The 15,878-nt window shown below is 33.6% G+C and carries 17 protein-coding genes and 1 tRNA gene; 6 read left to right on the top strand and 12 right to left on the bottom strand.

Going from position 1 to position 15,878, the window contains the following annotated elements:
* Positions 1 to 183 precede the first annotated feature (183 nt).
* A tRNA-Leu gene (locus AMET1_RS03390) sits at positions 184 to 267 on the top strand.
* 749 nt (positions 268 to 1,016) lie between these two features.
* Here AMET1_RS03390 and AMET1_RS03395 read toward each other — a convergent pair.
* The 4 genes from AMET1_RS03395 to AMET1_RS03410 form a co-directional block, all read right to left on the bottom strand.
* Positions 1,017 to 1,943, bottom strand: a complete 927-nt coding sequence (locus tag AMET1_RS03395; protein WP_143406831.1) for a hypothetical protein — start codon at positions 1,941 to 1,943, stop codon at positions 1,017 to 1,019.
* 370 nt (positions 1,944 to 2,313) lie between these two features.
* Positions 2,314 to 4,101, bottom strand: coding sequence for a homing endonuclease associated repeat-containing protein (locus tag AMET1_RS03400; protein WP_143406832.1), 1,788 nt, complete (start codon positions 4,099 to 4,101; stop codon positions 2,314 to 2,316).
* A gap of 153 nt (positions 4,102 to 4,254) precedes the next feature.
* Positions 4,255 to 5,010 carry a hypothetical protein gene (locus AMET1_RS03405; RefSeq protein WP_086637076.1) on the bottom strand — a complete coding sequence of 252 codons (756 nt, stop codon included), beginning with the start codon at positions 5,008 to 5,010 and terminating at the stop codon, positions 4,255 to 4,257.
* 162 nt (positions 5,011 to 5,172) lie between these two features.
* On the bottom strand, positions 5,173 to 5,493 hold the full coding sequence (locus AMET1_RS03410; RefSeq protein WP_086637077.1) for a hypothetical protein: 321 nt from the start codon (positions 5,491 to 5,493) through the stop codon (positions 5,173 to 5,175).
* 291 nt (positions 5,494 to 5,784) lie between these two features.
* Here AMET1_RS03410 and AMET1_RS03415 point away from each other — a divergent pair, with 291 nt between their 5' ends.
* The 4 genes from AMET1_RS03415 (at position 5,785) to AMET1_RS03435 (ending at position 9,263) form a co-directional block, all read left to right on the top strand.
* The gene (locus tag AMET1_RS03415) at positions 5,785 to 6,576 is read left to right on the top strand and encodes an ABC transporter permease subunit (RefSeq protein WP_201721256.1); all 792 of its coding nucleotides are present in this window, start codon (positions 5,785 to 5,787) and stop codon (positions 6,574 to 6,576) included.
* Between the two features lie 48 nt (positions 6,577 to 6,624).
* Entirely contained in the window at positions 6,625 to 7,518 is an 894-nt protein-coding gene (locus AMET1_RS03420) for an ABC transporter ATP-binding protein (protein ID WP_086637079.1), read from the top strand.
* A gap of 174 nt (positions 7,519 to 7,692) precedes the next feature.
* Positions 7,693 to 8,475, top strand: a complete 783-nt coding sequence (locus tag AMET1_RS03430) for an ABC transporter permease subunit (RefSeq protein WP_086637081.1) — start codon at positions 7,693 to 7,695, stop codon at positions 8,473 to 8,475.
* 425 nt (positions 8,476 to 8,900) lie between these two features.
* Complete coding sequence (locus AMET1_RS03435; protein WP_086637082.1) at positions 8,901 to 9,263, top strand: dihydroneopterin aldolase family protein; 363 nt, start codon at positions 8,901 to 8,903, stop codon at positions 9,261 to 9,263.
* A 60-nt stretch (positions 9,264 to 9,323) separates the two neighbouring features.
* On the opposite strand, the gene AMET1_RS03440 is transcribed toward AMET1_RS03435, so the two are convergent.
* Positions 9,324 to 9,494 carry a preprotein translocase subunit Sec61beta gene (locus AMET1_RS03440; RefSeq protein WP_086637083.1) on the bottom strand — a complete coding sequence of 57 codons (171 nt, stop codon included), beginning with the start codon at positions 9,492 to 9,494 and terminating at the stop codon, positions 9,324 to 9,326.
* 214 nt (positions 9,495 to 9,708) lie between these two features.
* The gene (locus AMET1_RS03445) at positions 9,709 to 10,185 is read right to left on the bottom strand and encodes a transcriptional repressor (protein WP_086637084.1); all 477 of its coding nucleotides are present in this window, start codon (positions 10,183 to 10,185) and stop codon (positions 9,709 to 9,711) included.
* 788 nt (positions 10,186 to 10,973) lie between these two features.
* On the opposite strand from AMET1_RS03445, the gene AMET1_RS07880 reads away from it, so the two are divergent.
* Positions 10,974 to 11,303 carry a hypothetical protein gene (locus AMET1_RS07880; protein ID WP_161490742.1) on the top strand — a complete coding sequence of 110 codons (330 nt, stop codon included), beginning with the start codon at positions 10,974 to 10,976 and terminating at the stop codon, positions 11,301 to 11,303.
* 83 nt (positions 11,304 to 11,386) lie between these two features.
* Here AMET1_RS07880 and AMET1_RS03455 read toward each other — a convergent pair whose 3' ends face one another.
* From AMET1_RS03455 to AMET1_RS03480, 6 genes are all read right to left on the bottom strand, one after another.
* Positions 11,387 to 11,779 (bottom strand): translation initiation factor IF-5A, encoded by a 393-nt coding sequence (locus AMET1_RS03455; protein WP_086637086.1) that lies wholly within the window; start codon positions 11,777 to 11,779, stop codon positions 11,387 to 11,389.
* A gap of 77 nt (positions 11,780 to 11,856) precedes the next feature.
* Positions 11,857 to 12,609, bottom strand: a complete 753-nt coding sequence (gene larB, locus AMET1_RS03460; RefSeq protein ID WP_086637087.1) for a nickel pincer cofactor biosynthesis protein LarB — start codon at positions 12,607 to 12,609, stop codon at positions 11,857 to 11,859.
* Positions 12,610 to 12,721: 112 nt separating this feature from the next.
* The gene (locus AMET1_RS03465) at positions 12,722 to 13,492 is read right to left on the bottom strand and encodes an inositol monophosphatase family protein (protein ID WP_086637088.1); all 771 of its coding nucleotides are present in this window, start codon (positions 13,490 to 13,492) and stop codon (positions 12,722 to 12,724) included.
* 27 nt (positions 13,493 to 13,519) lie between these two features.
* Positions 13,520 to 13,975 carry a pyruvoyl-dependent arginine decarboxylase gene (locus AMET1_RS03470; RefSeq protein WP_086637089.1) on the bottom strand — a complete coding sequence of 152 codons (456 nt, stop codon included), beginning with the start codon at positions 13,973 to 13,975 and terminating at the stop codon, positions 13,520 to 13,522.
* A gap of 24 nt (positions 13,976 to 13,999) precedes the next feature.
* A complete protein-coding gene (locus tag AMET1_RS03475; RefSeq protein ID WP_086637090.1) occupies positions 14,000 to 14,911 on the bottom strand; it encodes a manganese-dependent inorganic pyrophosphatase in 912 nt (303 codons plus the stop codon).
* An 80-nt stretch (positions 14,912 to 14,991) separates the two neighbouring features.
* Positions 14,992 to 15,828, bottom strand: coding sequence for an NAD(+)/NADH kinase (locus AMET1_RS03480; RefSeq protein WP_086637091.1), 837 nt, complete (start codon positions 15,826 to 15,828; stop codon positions 14,992 to 14,994).
* Between the last annotated feature and the right edge of the window lie 50 nt (positions 15,829 to 15,878).

A 15,878-nucleotide genomic window follows, 5' to 3' on the forward strand; every position in this document is an offset into this window, starting at 1 on the left:
AAAAAAATATGTGAAGAAAACTATTCAATCTTACCCAAAAAAACACAAAAAACACCAACAACCAACAACCCAAAAAACGAATAATACAAAAAATATTAAGTTAAACACAAACCAAAACTATTGAAGTCCTTACCAAACTAATACTAAAAAGATAAATAAATTCAAACTAATTCTATATGACGCGCGGGGGTTGCCGAGCATGGAAAAGGCGCAGGACTTAGGATCCTGTCCCGTAGGGGTTCGCGAGTTCGAATCTCGCCCCCCGCACTAAACACATCAGAATTTTCTCTACGGGGTTTATTTTGGATTGAGGGTTCTAATCTGTTTCTAGCTATAACGAGTTGGTTTTCTAGGAATTTGGAGAGGTTGAAGCCGTATTCTTTTGCCCATTGGTGTATTTCTTCATCTATTCTAATGGTTGTTTTCTTCTTAGGCATTTGCCTTACACATGTCTTAGTTGTATGGCGTTTTCCATATTCCTGTCTTTCTTACACTGTCACCTCTGATGGAGCTAAAACATCTAGAAATAAACGGTTATATTAAATCCAGGACTGATTGTAATTCTCTTATCTTGAATAGAAAGCTCTTAGTAATAAGTCTTAATACTATTTTTACGAAGAAGTTTTAAGGGTTTTTATTGGTCTGGTCTAATGAAGATCTCCTAAAAAAGGTACACCCTTCTGGCCGAATGAAACAGAGAAAAACCTCATTAAACCACATAGGCAATGCTTACCCCATGTATATAACGGCCAGATATTATAACCACCCCCTCCACTCCTAAACAAAACAAACAACAACAAACACAGAAAAGGGGATGCACTGGCCCCTCCAATGCTAAACTATAAAAGTCTATTAAGAATGGCTTAACATTAAAAACAGATATCCACCCTATATTAATCTATATAAAAAGAATACTATCCTCCTTTCCTTATAATATTGTTTTCTGTTCTCCCTTGTTCCTTACATTTACTGGGGTGCCTGGCTTTTTGTTGGTTTACTGTAAACCCACCTTCCATTCAGCTATCTATTTTAAACGCATCAGGATTTTTGTAATTGATTTCTTTCACGTATTTTTTATTAATTTGTTTTGGTGTTTCTGCGCCAGGCGACATATATTTAAAGAATTCATTTTTCTTTTCTAATAGAAAAACATTTTTCAATGTTTCTTTCTCTGTTTTTATATCTACTAAATCCAATGTTATTGATGAAATACGGTATAACATAGCAATATAAACGAATACTGTAAAGTAGATAAAGAAACCGAAGATAAAGGTTATTATTGAGATATCTGTTAGAAGTAATGCCAAAAGTAGAAGATGTAAAGGGATAGATTTCAAAAAAAGCAATACTTTTAGGTATTTAGTTCTACTTAAGCTTAATTTTTTATTTACCCTTAAACTTCTATTTCTATATCGGGTTTTCAATTTTTTATAATTTTTAAACTTTTCAGATTCGTTTGTTAAATAATTATATATCTTAGCTTGATAAAAAAGCAATAAAACAAAGATAAATAAAACAACTAAAAAATTCCCTAATCTAAATTCAATTGTAAATATATCTATAAATCTCAATATATCTAAAGTAATTAATAACAAATACAAAGCGAAAAAAGGTAATATAATAGTTAGATAACTAAATCCTAGCGTGTGAAGAGTTCTATTATTTTTTATCTCTTCTTCTTTTGAATCTGAAGGTGGAAGTATAATACCAAAATATGAGCTTAAACCAACAATTATAGATATTAAAACCAAAGCTCCAGATATTTCTATATAAAAAATATTTTGAAGCTGATCTAACATCCTATCAAGAAGAGTCACCTCAAAAAAACGGATAGACAAAATAATTATTAAAACTGCAGAAATAGAGAGATATAATACGAGTAAGATTTTTGACTTCTCTTCATTCTTACGCATATACGTATCTAAAGAGGTATTCTCCTTCATTTAACAAACACTTATATTTTATTTAAATATACTATTTAATTGATTGAATTTGGTTTTTTTATTGATTTATTTTTTTAGGTGTGGTTTTGGAGAAAACGTTTAGTTTTAGATTCTTTTTTATGGTTGTCTTTATGGCATCATCAACCATAGAAATGCTGCAACTCCAAATATAAATATAATCAAGAAAATTGCCCAACCAACAGCAATCTTGTTTTTTGTTTCATCATCCATATTAAAAACACCTTTTTGTATTGTTTTTTTGTCTATATCCCGGTTTTAATGTAATCTTTTAAAATGATTATTTATTTTGTTTTGGGATTCAAAAGGTCGAGTGTCTATTTTTTAGGATTTTTGTTTGGGGTTTTTTGGTTCAGAAGTAATCTTTTAGTGTGGTTTTTTTAGGGGTTTTTTGTGTTTTTTTATGTTTTTTATCTTTTTTGTGTAGTTTTAGACCTGCTTCCTTTCTAAAGTTGTTCCAACTTCCGAAAATTCTGTATATTGGATCTACAGAAGGAAGTTCCTCCTTTTTTCTCCATTCGTTTTGAGTTAGATTTGGATGTTTTTTAATCAGTTTTAATAATTCTTCTTTAGACCAATTCTTCTGTATTGGTTTTAGACCTGCTTCCCTTCTAAAGTTGTTCCAACTACCAAATTTATTTGTCACAGGTGTTTCAGAGGGAAGGTCATCCCTTTCCACCCATTTATTTCTGGTTAGTTCTGGGTTTTCTTGAATCAGCTCAATCAATTTTTTCCGGGTATATTTGTTTTGTGGCGCTATTTGGGGTTTGATTCCTGCTTCCTTCTTGAATTTGTTCCAACTACCAAACTTATTGATAACTTGGGTTGAGGAGGGTAGGTCATCTCTTTCATTCCATTTATTGATAGATAGGTTGGGTTCTTTTTTGATTTTCTTTAACAATTCTTCTTTAGTCCTTCTTTTGAATCTTGTTTTTAGATTTGCTTCCGTTCTAAAGTTGTTCCAGCTTCCGAAACACCGTGTGATTGTTTTTAATGAAGGTAGATCTTTTCTTTTTCTCCATTCATGGCTGGTTAGTTCTGGGTTTTCTTTGATTAGGTTTATTAATTTTTCTTGATCGAAGAAGTCTCCTTCTCTCCTTACTTTTTCTTTCACTTCAGTATTTTTAACTTCTTTTTTTTCTATTATTTCTTCTAAATTCTGTTGTCTCAAGATGTCTTCAAGTTCTGATAGTTTTTTGAAGGCGAACAGAGGTTTTTCAACAAGTTTTCTTCTTCTTTCTTCGTATTCTTCGATTGTTTCAGGGTTATAATATACTGAATGTGGTTCTAAATAGAATTTGTCTTCGACTAAGAAATCTATCTCGGCTTCTTTTTTGTTTATGTGGGTTTTTATATCTAATCCATAGGTTTTTAGTTTTTCATATACACAGGCTTCTAAAACTGAGGCGAAATAGATTCCATCGTATTCTATGAAGTCTCTCCCATGTCCTCTTTCAGGGAGACCTGCTTTTTTACGTGCTTTGTTCCAGCTTCCAAAGCGTCTGCTGTATGTTGTGGAGGAAGGTAGGTCATCTATTTTTTTGAAGTCTTCTGCATCTAAGTCTGGATGTTTCTTTAGTATTTCTAACAATTTATCATCGCTGTAACTATATGGATGGAAGCCGTAGGGTTTAAAACCTGCTGCTTGACGTGCTTTATCCCAGCTACCGAAATGATTACTTATTGTTTGTGCAGAGGGGAGGTCATCTCTTTCATTCCACTTTGTGTATGTTAAGTCTGGGTTTTCTCCAAGTTCTCTTTTCAGTATATTTAACAATTCTTCTTTTGAATAACTACTCACAACTTCAGGTTCCCTTCCTATCGCTTCTTTAGCTTCACGCCAACTACCAAAATGCCTTAAAATCGTTGAGTATGATGGGAGGTCATCTCTTTCCTGCCATTCCTTCAGCGATATGTCTGGGTTTTCTCTCAATAGTTCTAACAATTTTTCTTTTGAGTATCTTTTACCCCTTACTTCTAATCCTGCAGCCTCTCGAGCTTCGTTCCAACTACCAAAATGTCGTTGTAAAGAACCTAATGATGGTAGATCCTCTCTTTGCCTCCATTCACTCTGAGTTAAATTAGAATTTTCTCGAAGCAGTTCTATAAGCTCTTCTTTAGAATACCTTCCTCCACCCATCCTACTTCATTCCAATAAATATCTTTATCAAACTTCCAATTCTCTTAATGTTCATTTTTAGTCTTTATTTGTTTTGGATTCTCTTCTAAACCTCATATTATAGCTTTTAATAAAAATAAGAAAATCAGTACTAAATTAATTGTTCTCCATACTTTACGCCACTATATTGCTTATGAACAGTATAATTTCAGCATTAAGATAATACAATATAAACAGTAGTGCTAACGATTTCATGAGGGGTAATAAAATATCAAGTATTTTGTATTTAGTTCCTTTGCTTAGCGATTCTTTGACTTCTATATCTTCTTTATTGATGTTTATATCGGGATCAGAAATTAAAAGATTTTTTACTTCTTTTTCGTGATCCTCACCTACTACTACTAAAATGGTTTCATTTTCCTGTTGAATTATATCAGTAATCTTATTTTTGATAGCTTTATCTCTTTTAGAGTTCCTAGCGGGAATTAAAATAAGGAGAATAATTAAAAATAAGGAGAATAATAACAATAAAAAACCAATTGAGAGATTAGTGCCAAATATTGGTAATAATAAAGCTAAGTGAATCAAAAATAAGGATAATAGGATCAAAGATAAGTAGATTATTATTGTTGTTTTTGACATCAATTTAATGAGTTTAAGGTTGTTTTCTCTTGTTTTATATAGTTGGATGTCAAGTGCTTTAGCCATATATTCTACGGGTTTTTTAGAAACCCAAATATTACCAAAAAAATAGGAAAAAACGTTGAATGGTAAAAGGAGTGACTTTTCTACTAAACTTATTTTTCGTTTTTGATTTTCTTCTCCTTCGAGGAGTATAGCATCTGGTTTTATTTCTGAAATTAATTCTAATTCTTCTCTTAAATCCTGTATTGAAGTATGATTTTCCTTTTTAAGAATTATTTTAACCATTTTACCTGAGTTTTTTCAAAAGTTATTTACCTTTTTCATCTTTGATTGAATTTAATTGTTTTATTTCTTCTTTTAGGGCTTTTGAAAGCTTTTCTTTGTCTTCAAGTAAAGCTACGTAGTATAGTGTTTTTAGCTTACTTGAATATGTAGATTTAATTTTTCTTAGTTTTTTGAGGATAGTTTTTTCTCTTCTTCAAGAGCTTTTAAGTGTACACGGGCAGTGTGAAGAGTTTTTAACTCATTTATCCAGTCAATTTTATTTCGTTCTTTTGAATTGTGAAATAATAAAATGATAAATGCAATTAAGAATACTGAAATTGCTATCAAGTTTAGATATGAAGGCTGTTGAAACAATTCTAAAAGTATACTTGCGGCTGTGGCTATTGCAGTAATAATGAGAGCTAGAATTTCAACAATATATAATGTCTTTTTCTTTATGTTAAGTAAGTTATCGAATTCTTTGGAATCCAATTTTGCATCCATATTCACTTTTTATTTTTTAAATAAATATGTAAATTTTTGTCAAGGTTTTAGAGATATTTAGAGAGGGGGGAGAAGAGAGGGGTGAATGGTTTTAGGTGTGGTTTGGTTTGGTTTGTTATTTATAGTTGTGCTTAGGTTTAGAATTGAAAGAAGGAGTTTTGAAGATAAAAGTTTTTATTTTTAAGATTTATTTTTAAGAACCTTTATTATTCATTGTGTATTATGGTTTATCTGTATGTCTGTTTTATTGGTTCGTTGTGTTTTTCTTGGTTTTAAAGATTTGGTTGGTAGGTGAGTATATTGGTTTCTATTTTTCTGAATGAATCAAAGAAGTTGGTGCGTGGCCCAATCGTTTTGACAGGTGTATTTGCCTTTCTTTCTTTTTACCTGTTTGTGGTTTTTCCTAGCATTAAAGAGGAGGCTGAGGCTCTTGAGGGTGCTATGCCTGAGGCGATGATAACTCTTTTCGGTATAGAGGCTCTGCATACAATAGAGGGTTTTCTGGCTTCCTATACATATGAGTTCTTCTGGGTAGTGTTTATTGGTATTTATTTTGCTTATTTAGGTGGAGGTTTGATTGCTAGCGAAATTGAGGATAGAAAGATGGATTTAACGCTTTCAAACCCAGTTTCAAGAGAATCAGTTATATTGCAGAAAGTTGGAGCTCTTTGGGCTCCTTTATTAATTCTAAATCTTGGTTTCCTTGCTATAGTCTTTATAGGTACATTTTTGATTGGTGAAAGCATTGAAATAATCCCTGTATTGATGGTTCATTTACTTTCAATTCCATATTTATTAGCTTGTGCAGGTATAGGTTTGGTTTTCAGTGTTTTTATGCGAGATGTTAGCAGTGCTCAAGCTGGAGCTGTGGGAGTTGTTTTTATTTTATGGTTGATTGAAGGTATCGTTCAGATGGATCCAGATTTTGAGTGGATGGCTTATCTCTCACCAGTGCATTATTATGATGTTGCTGACATACTGATTCGTGGAGAATATGCGTTTGTTGGTGCGGGTATTCTCACATTTTTGTTCATCGCTCTACTTGCGGTATCAATAGTTTGGTTTATTAAAAGAGATATTTAAAACGAGATGTAATATTTCACATTTTATTAAAGTAATGGTTGTATTAAAATGGTTAAAATGAACTCTAAAGCTGCTATAAACCTTGATAACCTGACTAAGGTTTATGGAGATGTTAAAGCTAATAAAGACTTATCTTTTAGCGTTAGAGAAGGGGAGATTTTTGGTTATTTAGGTCCTAACGGTGCTGGTAAGACAACTACTATCCGTCAGTTGCTTGGTTTGATAAAACCTAGTTCTGGAACTGCTGAGGTGTTGGGAGCAGATATTCAGGATAGAAAAGCGTTGACTGAGGTTAAACAGGAGATAGGGTACTTACCTGATGAACTTGGTTTTGATGGAAGTATGACCGGGAATGAAGTTCTTGACTACTTTGCACGTATGCGTGGTGATAACCGGAGGGAGGAACTTCTTGAGATGTTCCATCCACCACTTGATCAAAAGGTTGAGACATATTCTTCTGGTAACAAACGTATGTTGGGTATTGTCCAGGCTTTTATGCACGACCCAAAGCTTGTGATTATGGATGAACCTACCTCTGGATTAGATCCTTTAAAACAAGATAGACTCCATAAGTTTGTTGAAACCGAGAGCGAGAAGGGTAAAACGATTTTCTTTTCCTCTCATTTCTTGAGTGAAGTTCAAAGGGTTTGTGATCGCGTTGGGATTATACGGGAAGGTAGGCTTGTTGACCTAGAGGAAATCGATAAGTTGTTGGCTAGAAGCGGTAAAAAGGTATGGGTTCATTTCGAAGAGCCTGTCGATAAAAACGTTTTTTTAAACGAAAATATGATCGAAACTGAAATTGTCGATAATTCTTATCACTTTACATATACCGGTGATTCTTCAGAACTCATCAAGCATCTATCTAAATATGAAATAAAAGACATTGAAATTGGTGATCCACAGTTGGACGAAATTTTCAAACATTATTATGGAGAGTGAATCCTTTATGAAAAATCCATGTTACCTCTCTTCAGAGCTAACTACACTTAAACGTAGGATTTCTGAAAAAAATGTAAATGATATAGAAGTTCATGATTTATTCTCATCAATAATTCAAGGCCTATCTAAAGTTAAAGTTAAACATAAAGTTAAATTCTATATAGGTGTTTATTGATGACTTCTATTCTCAGGAATGAATCAAGGAAGCTTTTGCGTAGTTCGGTTATTTTAACCAGTGTATTCGCCTTGCTTTCTGTTATGTATCTATCTATATTCCCTGAGTTTAAGGAAGAGGCTGAAGAACTGCTTGCTGCATTTCCTGAATTTTTCTTCGATATGTTTGGGATTGCAGAATTAGATACTATCGAGGGGTTTATTGCAGCCGAAGTATACGCGTTCTTCTGGGTTATACTAGTCGGTATTTACTTTGCATACATAGGTGCAGGGTTTGTTTCAAAGGATATAAAAAACAGAAAGATGGATTTAACGCTTTCAAACCCAGTTTCAAGAGAATCAGTTATATTACAGAAAATTGGGGCATTATGGGTTCCATTATTAATTCTTAATGTTGGTGTTGTGGTGATACTTTATGTAGGTACATCTCTGATCGGAGAGCCTATTGAACTTATCTCCCTGATCATGGTTCATCTACTATCAACACCATACCTACTGGTTTGCGCTGGAATTGGCTTACTCCTATCAATAGTGTTTAAGAAAGTAAAACCTGCTCAAGTAGGTGCAATAGGCATAGTATTTATTTTATGGCTTATAGAATCTGTATCAAAAGTCGTACCCAACTATGAATGGGTAGGATATATATCTCCAAGCCATTATTTCGATCAAACTGAAATACTTGTTTACCAAGAATACAGTTTCTTAGATGCCAGCATCCTATTAATCGCGTTCATAGTTTTACTGGCCCTATCCATCGTTTTGTTTGTTAAAAAAGACATCTAGTGGAGCTTTAAATCGATTGTTCAATTTAAATAGTCTATCATATTTGTAAGAAAATACTGAAGATCATTAAATTCTTTAACGGAAAAACATTTGCAAAGTGGAAAAAACCCAATCCGTTATTAAAACGATGAATTTAAGCACTATAGTGGGCGTATAAAAAACTTAGTAATTCATTTCTCTCTATTTATATGTTGATACATCAAAAGATAATACACTCATCACCAATAACTTTTCAAGAATACCTGCTTGCCTTATTTATTCAAATCTAATTTTAATTCCCAAAAAATTTTTATCGAACATATCAAAACTACCGGGTATAGGTCCACAGGTTCTCTAAATTTTAGGTTATATTTTAAAGTTATTTTTTTTATCTTTTAGGGATTTGATTAAGAACAAATTAATTGTTTCAAGATTAAATTATTTTTATGAGTTTTGAAGAGAAAACTTCGGTTTTTTTCGATGACGATGTTTCTGATAGAGAAAGGGGTTGTTTCGAATTAGGGGTTTCTTTAGGAGCTGTATTTCATCAGTTTGTTGGGACGCCTGTTGGAGATAACTCTGTTGAGGATGTTAAGAGTGCTATAGAAAAATCTATAAAAGAACAGCCATCTGTAAAACAAGTCGATGTTGAAATTAAGCGGGAAGAGGGGGAGGGGTATTCTGCATTGAAACCTGAAGACTTGGAGATAAAGGTTGTAGTTGAATGTGGCGATGCAGTTGTTACAGGAAAACTCGCATATTTAGAGAAAATAGATTATCCTTTGATGTGGATAGTTAATATTGATTAAATAACTTTTATTAAATAACTTCTAAATCTTTTTTTAAACCTACCTAATTTATAGTTTTATTCATGGCCATAGACCATAATATAGGTTTAAAGAGAGTATCAAGACGCCTAGAACTGCGCTGAAAACCATTATTTGTTTTGGACCAATAATTGGTGTGTCTTTTGATTCTTCATCGAAATATCTCATCAGTCCTGCAGATGAGGTTAATCCGTCTCCTTGTTGTTTTACCATTATTTTTCCTCAATTTTTGTTTGTTTTCTGGGTTATTAATAGTTTAGCTATTTGCTAGTGGATATCTTTAAAATCGAAGTTAATGGTTTCTAATCAACGATTAAACTTTCACTCTTATTTAATGGATTGCTTGTTTTTTATTTAGATGTAGTTTGGGTTATGGTTTGTATAAATAGTTTGTAGTAAGTTTTTGTTGTGTTTTTTTGTTTTGTGTTTATTGTTTGAGGGTTTCTTTTATTTCTTTTATTTTTTGTATTTCTTTGTTGTTTTGTTTTGATATTCTGTATTCTCTTTCTACTCTGTTTCCTCTTCTCTGTAGGTATCCTTCTTTTGCCATTCTTGATAGGTATGTTGAGACTGTTGAGAGTCCGATTTCTTGGTATTCTTTGTCGTATTTTCTTTTTACTTCTCTAGAGGTGAACCATTGGTTTTCGAATTTTACTATTAAAAATAGTTTTAATCTTTTTTTGATTGTTAGTTGGTTGTAGTTTGATAGATCGATTTCTTTTTGGCTGTTTTGGTTCGGTTGGAGTGCGCTGGATGAAGATTTGGTTGAAGGTTTCGATGAGAGGTTTAAGGCCTCTATGAATTTGGAGATTCTTTCTAGTATTAACTCTTTGTCGAGGTCTCCTTCAAATTCCATAGAGGTTTTTACGCCATCTTCATCGATGGCCTCCAACTTTATCTTCATCCTGAGTCACCTTTTGGTATCCCATCCCCCCAGATGCAATACGCTTCTAACATACACTGTGAATAAACGTTTTGTGAACATGTGTATGTATTTTTTGTGAACATGTAATTATTAGATATATGACCTTATATAAAGTTTTAGGTTGGTTTTGTTGTTATTAGTTGTGTTGAACTTGTAAGAGGTGTTTTATGTGTTCTTTTTGTTGTTTTAGTGTTTCTTTTTGTTTTGTTTTTTATTTATTTATTTGCGTATTCATCGTTTGTGTGAATAGTTATTCTGATAATTATTGTTTTCCTTTCTTTTTTTGGTTTTTGAATATGTTAGGTGTGTTGTTAGGTTTTTTATTAGGTTATTATGTTGTTTTGTTTTGTTTGGTTGGTTTTTGTTTTGTTTTGTTCTATATTTTTGTTCATTTTGTGATTGCTTTCACTTTTATTTGTGTTGAATTGAAAAGGTTGGTGTATTACTGTTTTTTTGTGGTTTGGTTGGTTTGAGAATTGAAATCTTTAATAGGTTTCTAATCTATTTTGTTTGTGTGGTGTTTTTGAATTAGTTTATGGGGTTTTATGATGGATATTAAAAGATTGTCTTTGTTTGGGTTTGGAATTTCTGTTGTTTCAGCTTTGTTTTTGTTTTTTGGTCAGTTGGTGTTAGGTTTGTTTTTTATTGGGGTTTGGATTTTTTTAGATCTTGTTCATCTGTTTTTTTTGAGAAGGAAGACATTTGTTACTCGTTATGATGATTTTTTGAGCACTACTCTTAATACTGGTTCGAGTTTGGTTTTGTTATTGAGTTTGGTTTTTGGAGGTTTTGTATCGAATGAGTTAGGTTTGTTGGCGGTTGTTGGTGTTTTTTTAGTTCATTATACTGAGGTGCAGTGTGCTGCGATTGGTTTGAAGCGTAGTGGAGTTGAAAGGCCGTTTAAATTAGGTTTTTTAGGTTTGGTTTTGGTTTCTGGTGTTTTAGAGGTTTCTGTTGGTGTTGAACCACTTGGTTTTGGTTTGATTTGGTGGGGGGTTTTGGTTGTAGCAGTTGTTTCGATTTTGATTTCGGTTTTCTTGGCTGTCGCTATGTTTTTAAAGCTTTCGGGTAGAAAAAGTGAATTTGGTTTTTTATAAAGTTGGGAGTTTTATTAGGCTTGGTTTTTTGGTTTTTTTGGTTTTTTTGGTTCCCCACAAACTGGGTTTGTGGGGGTTTTTGTTTATTTTTGTTTTATTATTTTGTTTTTCCCCATTGCGGACATGTATTTTGTTTCGCCGCCTTCTTCTATGTTGTTTAGTATTTCTTGGTCTTCTACGAGGATTTCGAATGTTTCGTAGGTTTCCATATCCATTAGTTGAACGTTGTTTCCTGATATGGATATGATTTGTGCGTCTTTTCTTTCAACTATTGGTACGTCTACTTTTGTGTCTACAGGGTTTAGCATGTTTCTTTTTTTGTCATCGAATATTCCTTTAGCAGATATGTTTGCTTTTGCAGATCCGTGTTTTCCTGGACTTGAGACCTGTAGTTTTGTTATTTTACTTGGCTCTCCGTCAAGTAGTATATAATCTCCTTCATCTAAATTTCTTATTTCAGTTCTTCTTTTTGCCATATTTTTTCCTCGATTATAGGTTACATTAGTTTTACTCTTACTTTTTTATGGGAGTTTTACATTTATTTTTTTAGGTTTTATGTTTTTGCTATTTTTGCTGCCATTGCTCCGGCTGTGAAACCTGCGTCTATGTTTACAACGGTTAGTAGGGAACATGATTGAAGCATTGATAGTAATGCGGCTTCTCCGTTTCCACCTGCACCGTATCCTGTTGATACGGGTAGGCCGATTACGGGGATGTCTGTCATTCCTGCTACTACTGGAGGTAGTGACCCGTCTCTTCCTGCTGCAACCACTAGTACTTGGATGTTTTCTTCATTGTATTTTTTTAGAACTGGGAGTATTCTGTGTATCCCTGCTACTCCTACGTCATATGCGTTATATACCTTGCATCCAAGTAGTTCAGCTGTTACTTTTGCTTCTTCTGCTATGGGGAGATCGGCTGTTCCAGCACAGATTACGCCAACTTTACCTTCTTCTTTTTGTTTTGTTTTTTCTGTTTTAAGTACAGCTATATTGGCTTTTTCATGCCACTCCATTTCTAGTTGACCTTTATTTTTTTGGAGTTGTTGTTTTTGTTCTTTGTTTACCCTAGTTCCTATGCTTCTACCCTTTCTCTTGGCCATTTTTTTCATTATCTTTACAAATGTTTCTGTTTTTTTTCCCTCTCCTAAAATTGCTTCTGGTAATCCTATCCGATCTTCTCTCATTGTATCTATTCTTGCCTCATCCTCTAGTTCTTCAAGCTGTAAAAGGGCAATTCTCTCTTTAGCTTGTTTTTTAGATATCTTGTCATTCTTAAATTGATTCAAAACTTCATCTATTTCCATAAATACCACTACGTAGTTCTTAAAAAATGTTTATTTAGGTTTAAAATGCCTAGGTTTAGTTTAAGTTAGGTTATTTAGTTTAGGTTTTTGTTTTGTTGGTTGTTGGGTTTGTTTATTGGTTTATTGTTTTTTGTATTTCTTTGTGGATTGTTTTGTTTGTTGCTATTGTTTTTATTTGTTTTTTTACGTGTTTTGTTGGGAATTTTTGGGGTATTGGTTGGAATTTTCCTCCTGCTCCTTTGATTATTATTGAGGCTGCTGCGATGTCTGTTGATCCGGCTCCTCGGGTGTCTATGAATGCGTCTAGTTTTCCTGAGGCTACGTAGCACATTTCTAGTGATATGCAGCCTAGTGTTCTTATTCTGTGTACTTTTTCGTTGAGTCGTTCTTTTTGTTGGCGTTGTTTTTTGTTGTATCCATAGTAGCTTATTGAGGCGTTTTTTAGGTTTTGGGTGTTTGATACTGTTATTTTTTGGTTGTTGTGTTTGCTGGTTTTTCCGTCTGATTTGTAGGTGTCTCCGTTGTTGAGGTTTTTGATGTATCCGTATTTTATTTGTTTGAGTTTTTTGTCGGCTATTGCTATGGAGGTTGAGTATAGGGGTATGTTGTTTGTGGCGTTGTAGGTTCCGTCTATTGGGTCTAGTATTATTGTGTGTTGTGGTTTTCCGAATCTGTGTAGTCCGGTTTCTTCTGTTATTAGTTGGATGTTTTTGTTTGATAGGTAGTTTATTGCGGTTTTTTCTGCTATCAAGTCGATTTTTTTGGTTGGTTTTCCGTCTGCGCCGATTTTTATTGTTTTTGATGCTTTTTTTGTTCCGATTAGGTGTTTTGTGTTTTTTTCGATTTGGTTGGCTAGTTTTTTGCATAGTGTTTGGTGTTTCATTGGTGATCTTTTTTGTTTTTTGTTTTTTTAGCGCCAGAATACTGCTACTGCTACTGCTGCTCCGGTTTTTGTGGGGATGATTTGTTCGGATTCTATGTGGATTTTTTTGATTGTTTTGTTTCTATCTTCGGCCATTTGGTTGAGCATTTTTTTGGTTTTGTTTACTGTGGTTTTTTCTATTGTTGGGGCGCTGTGTTCGCATATTAGTCCTATTCCTTTTTCGCATTCTGCTATGGCTATTGCTGCGCTTATTACTTGGTTTTTGTTTGTGGTTTGTTTTGATATGACGCTTGGTGTGAAGGAGCCTGGTGGTATCTGTGGTTTGTTTTTTATTTTGCAGTTTTCTGGGAGTATTGAGCTTACTTTGATTAGGTTCAGGTCTCCGACTCCTGCGTTTTTTAGGGCTCTGTCGTAGGCGTTTAGTTGGTGTTCGCTTTCTCCTGTGCCGGAGGTTATTGATATTTTGTTTGGTTTGAATTTCATTTCTATTTTTTTTGGTTTTTGTTTTTATTTGATTGTTTTTTCGAGGGGTGGTATTACTTGTTTTTTTCTTGATAGAACTCCTTTTAGGAGTGTTGAGTTGTTTTGGATTTTTGTTTGGAATGCTTTTTCGAATTGTTCGGTTTCTCCTGTTATTAGTGCTTCTGTGTCTTTTTTTAGGAGGTCTGTTATTAGTAGTATGAGTGTGTTGTAGTTTTTTTCGTTGGTTATTTTTTTCATTTCTTTTATTAGTTGGGGTTTTTGTTCTAGTACTTCTTTTGGGACTACTGTTTCTACTTGGCCGACTCCTATGAGTTTTTTGTTGAATTCGTATTCTTTGAAGTCTCCTAGTATTATTTCTCTTGGTGGTTTTTCTCCGAGTTTGCTTTTTTCTTTTAACATTTCTTTTCCGTATTTTTCGATATCTATGTTGGTTATTTTGGATAGTTTTTTAGCTATTTTTTCGTCTTTTTTTGTGTTTGTGGGGGATCTATGGACTACTGTGTCGCTTAATATTGCGCTTAATAGTATTCCTGCTGTTTTTTTGGGTATTTCTTTGTTTTTATTTAGGTAGATGTCAGCTATGATTGTGGCGGTTGATCCTACGGGTTCGCAGTGGAAGAATATTGGTTTGCTTGTTACTAGTCCTCCTATTCTGTGGTGGTCTATGACTTCGTTTATTTTTGCTTTTTTTATTCCGTTTGCTGCTTGGCTGTATTCGTTGTGGTCGACTAATATTATGTTTTTGTTTGATATGTCTGTGATTTTTTCTGGGGTTGGTGTGTTGAATTTGTTGAGTACGTATTCGGTTTCTGGGTTTATTGGTCCGCATCTAATTGGTTTTGCTTCTGTTCCTTCTTTGTTTTTGAGTTCTGCGTAGGCTATTGCTGAGCATATTGAGTCTGTATCCGGTTTTTTATGTCCTATTATGTATTTCATTATGTCACCTTTCTGTGGGTTTTTAGGTTGAATAGTTATTTTTTGTTTTGGTTTGGTTTTTTTGGTTGTTTTGTGTGTTTTTACATTAGTTTTTCTTTTATTTTTGAGTAGAAGTCTTGTCCTTCTACTTTGACGAATAGGGCTGGGTTTTCTGCTTCTTTGAATGTTATTATATCTCCTTCTTCCACTTTTTTTGTTTTTTGTCCGTCTACTATGACTTTTGCGTGTTTTCCTTTTCTTATTAGTTCTATTTCTATGTTTGATTTTGATGGTATGACTATCGATCTTGCTGATAGTTTGTATGGGGCTATTGGTACTAATAAGAATGCTTCGACTTTGGGGTCGACTATTGGTCCTCCAGCGCTCATTGAGTAGGCTGTTGAGCCTGTTGGGGTTGCTATTATTATTCCGTCTGCGCCGAATTTCTCTACTTCTTTGCCGTCGACTAGGACTCTGAGTTTAAGCATTTTGGCTGGTTCCGATGTTAGGATTACTACTTCGTTTGTTGCTGGTGGAAGTTTTTCGCCCTGATTTATGTTTACTTCCAGTCTTGTTCTTTTATCGACTTTGAATTCTTTTATGATTTTTTTTAGTTCTTTTTTGTAGTTATCCATTTCTATGTCGGTCAGGAAACCGACTTCTCCTTTGTTTATTCCGACTACAGGGATTTGTTGAGGTAGTTCATGGAATGTTCTGAGTATTGTGCCGTCGCCTCCAACGGTGATTACGAGGTCGCAGTCTGTCATTTGTTTTATTGGTGTTCCTTTTACTCCGATTTTTTCTGCTGTTTCTTTGTTTATGGTTGTTTCAATATTTTCGTTTTCTAGAAATTTTATGAGTTTTTTGGTTTCTTGTATTATTTCTTGAGAGTCGTATCTTGCGATTATACCTATTTTGTTAACGGTTAATTTTGACAACTAAACACCTCGATCCTTAAAAAGGATTTGTCTGTATTTTTGTTTCTATT

It is taken from the genome of Methanonatronarchaeum thermophilum, assembly GCF_002153915.1.
Classification (GTDB): Archaea; Halobacteriota; Methanonatronarchaeia; order Methanonatronarchaeales; family Methanonatronarchaeaceae; genus Methanonatronarchaeum; species Methanonatronarchaeum thermophilum.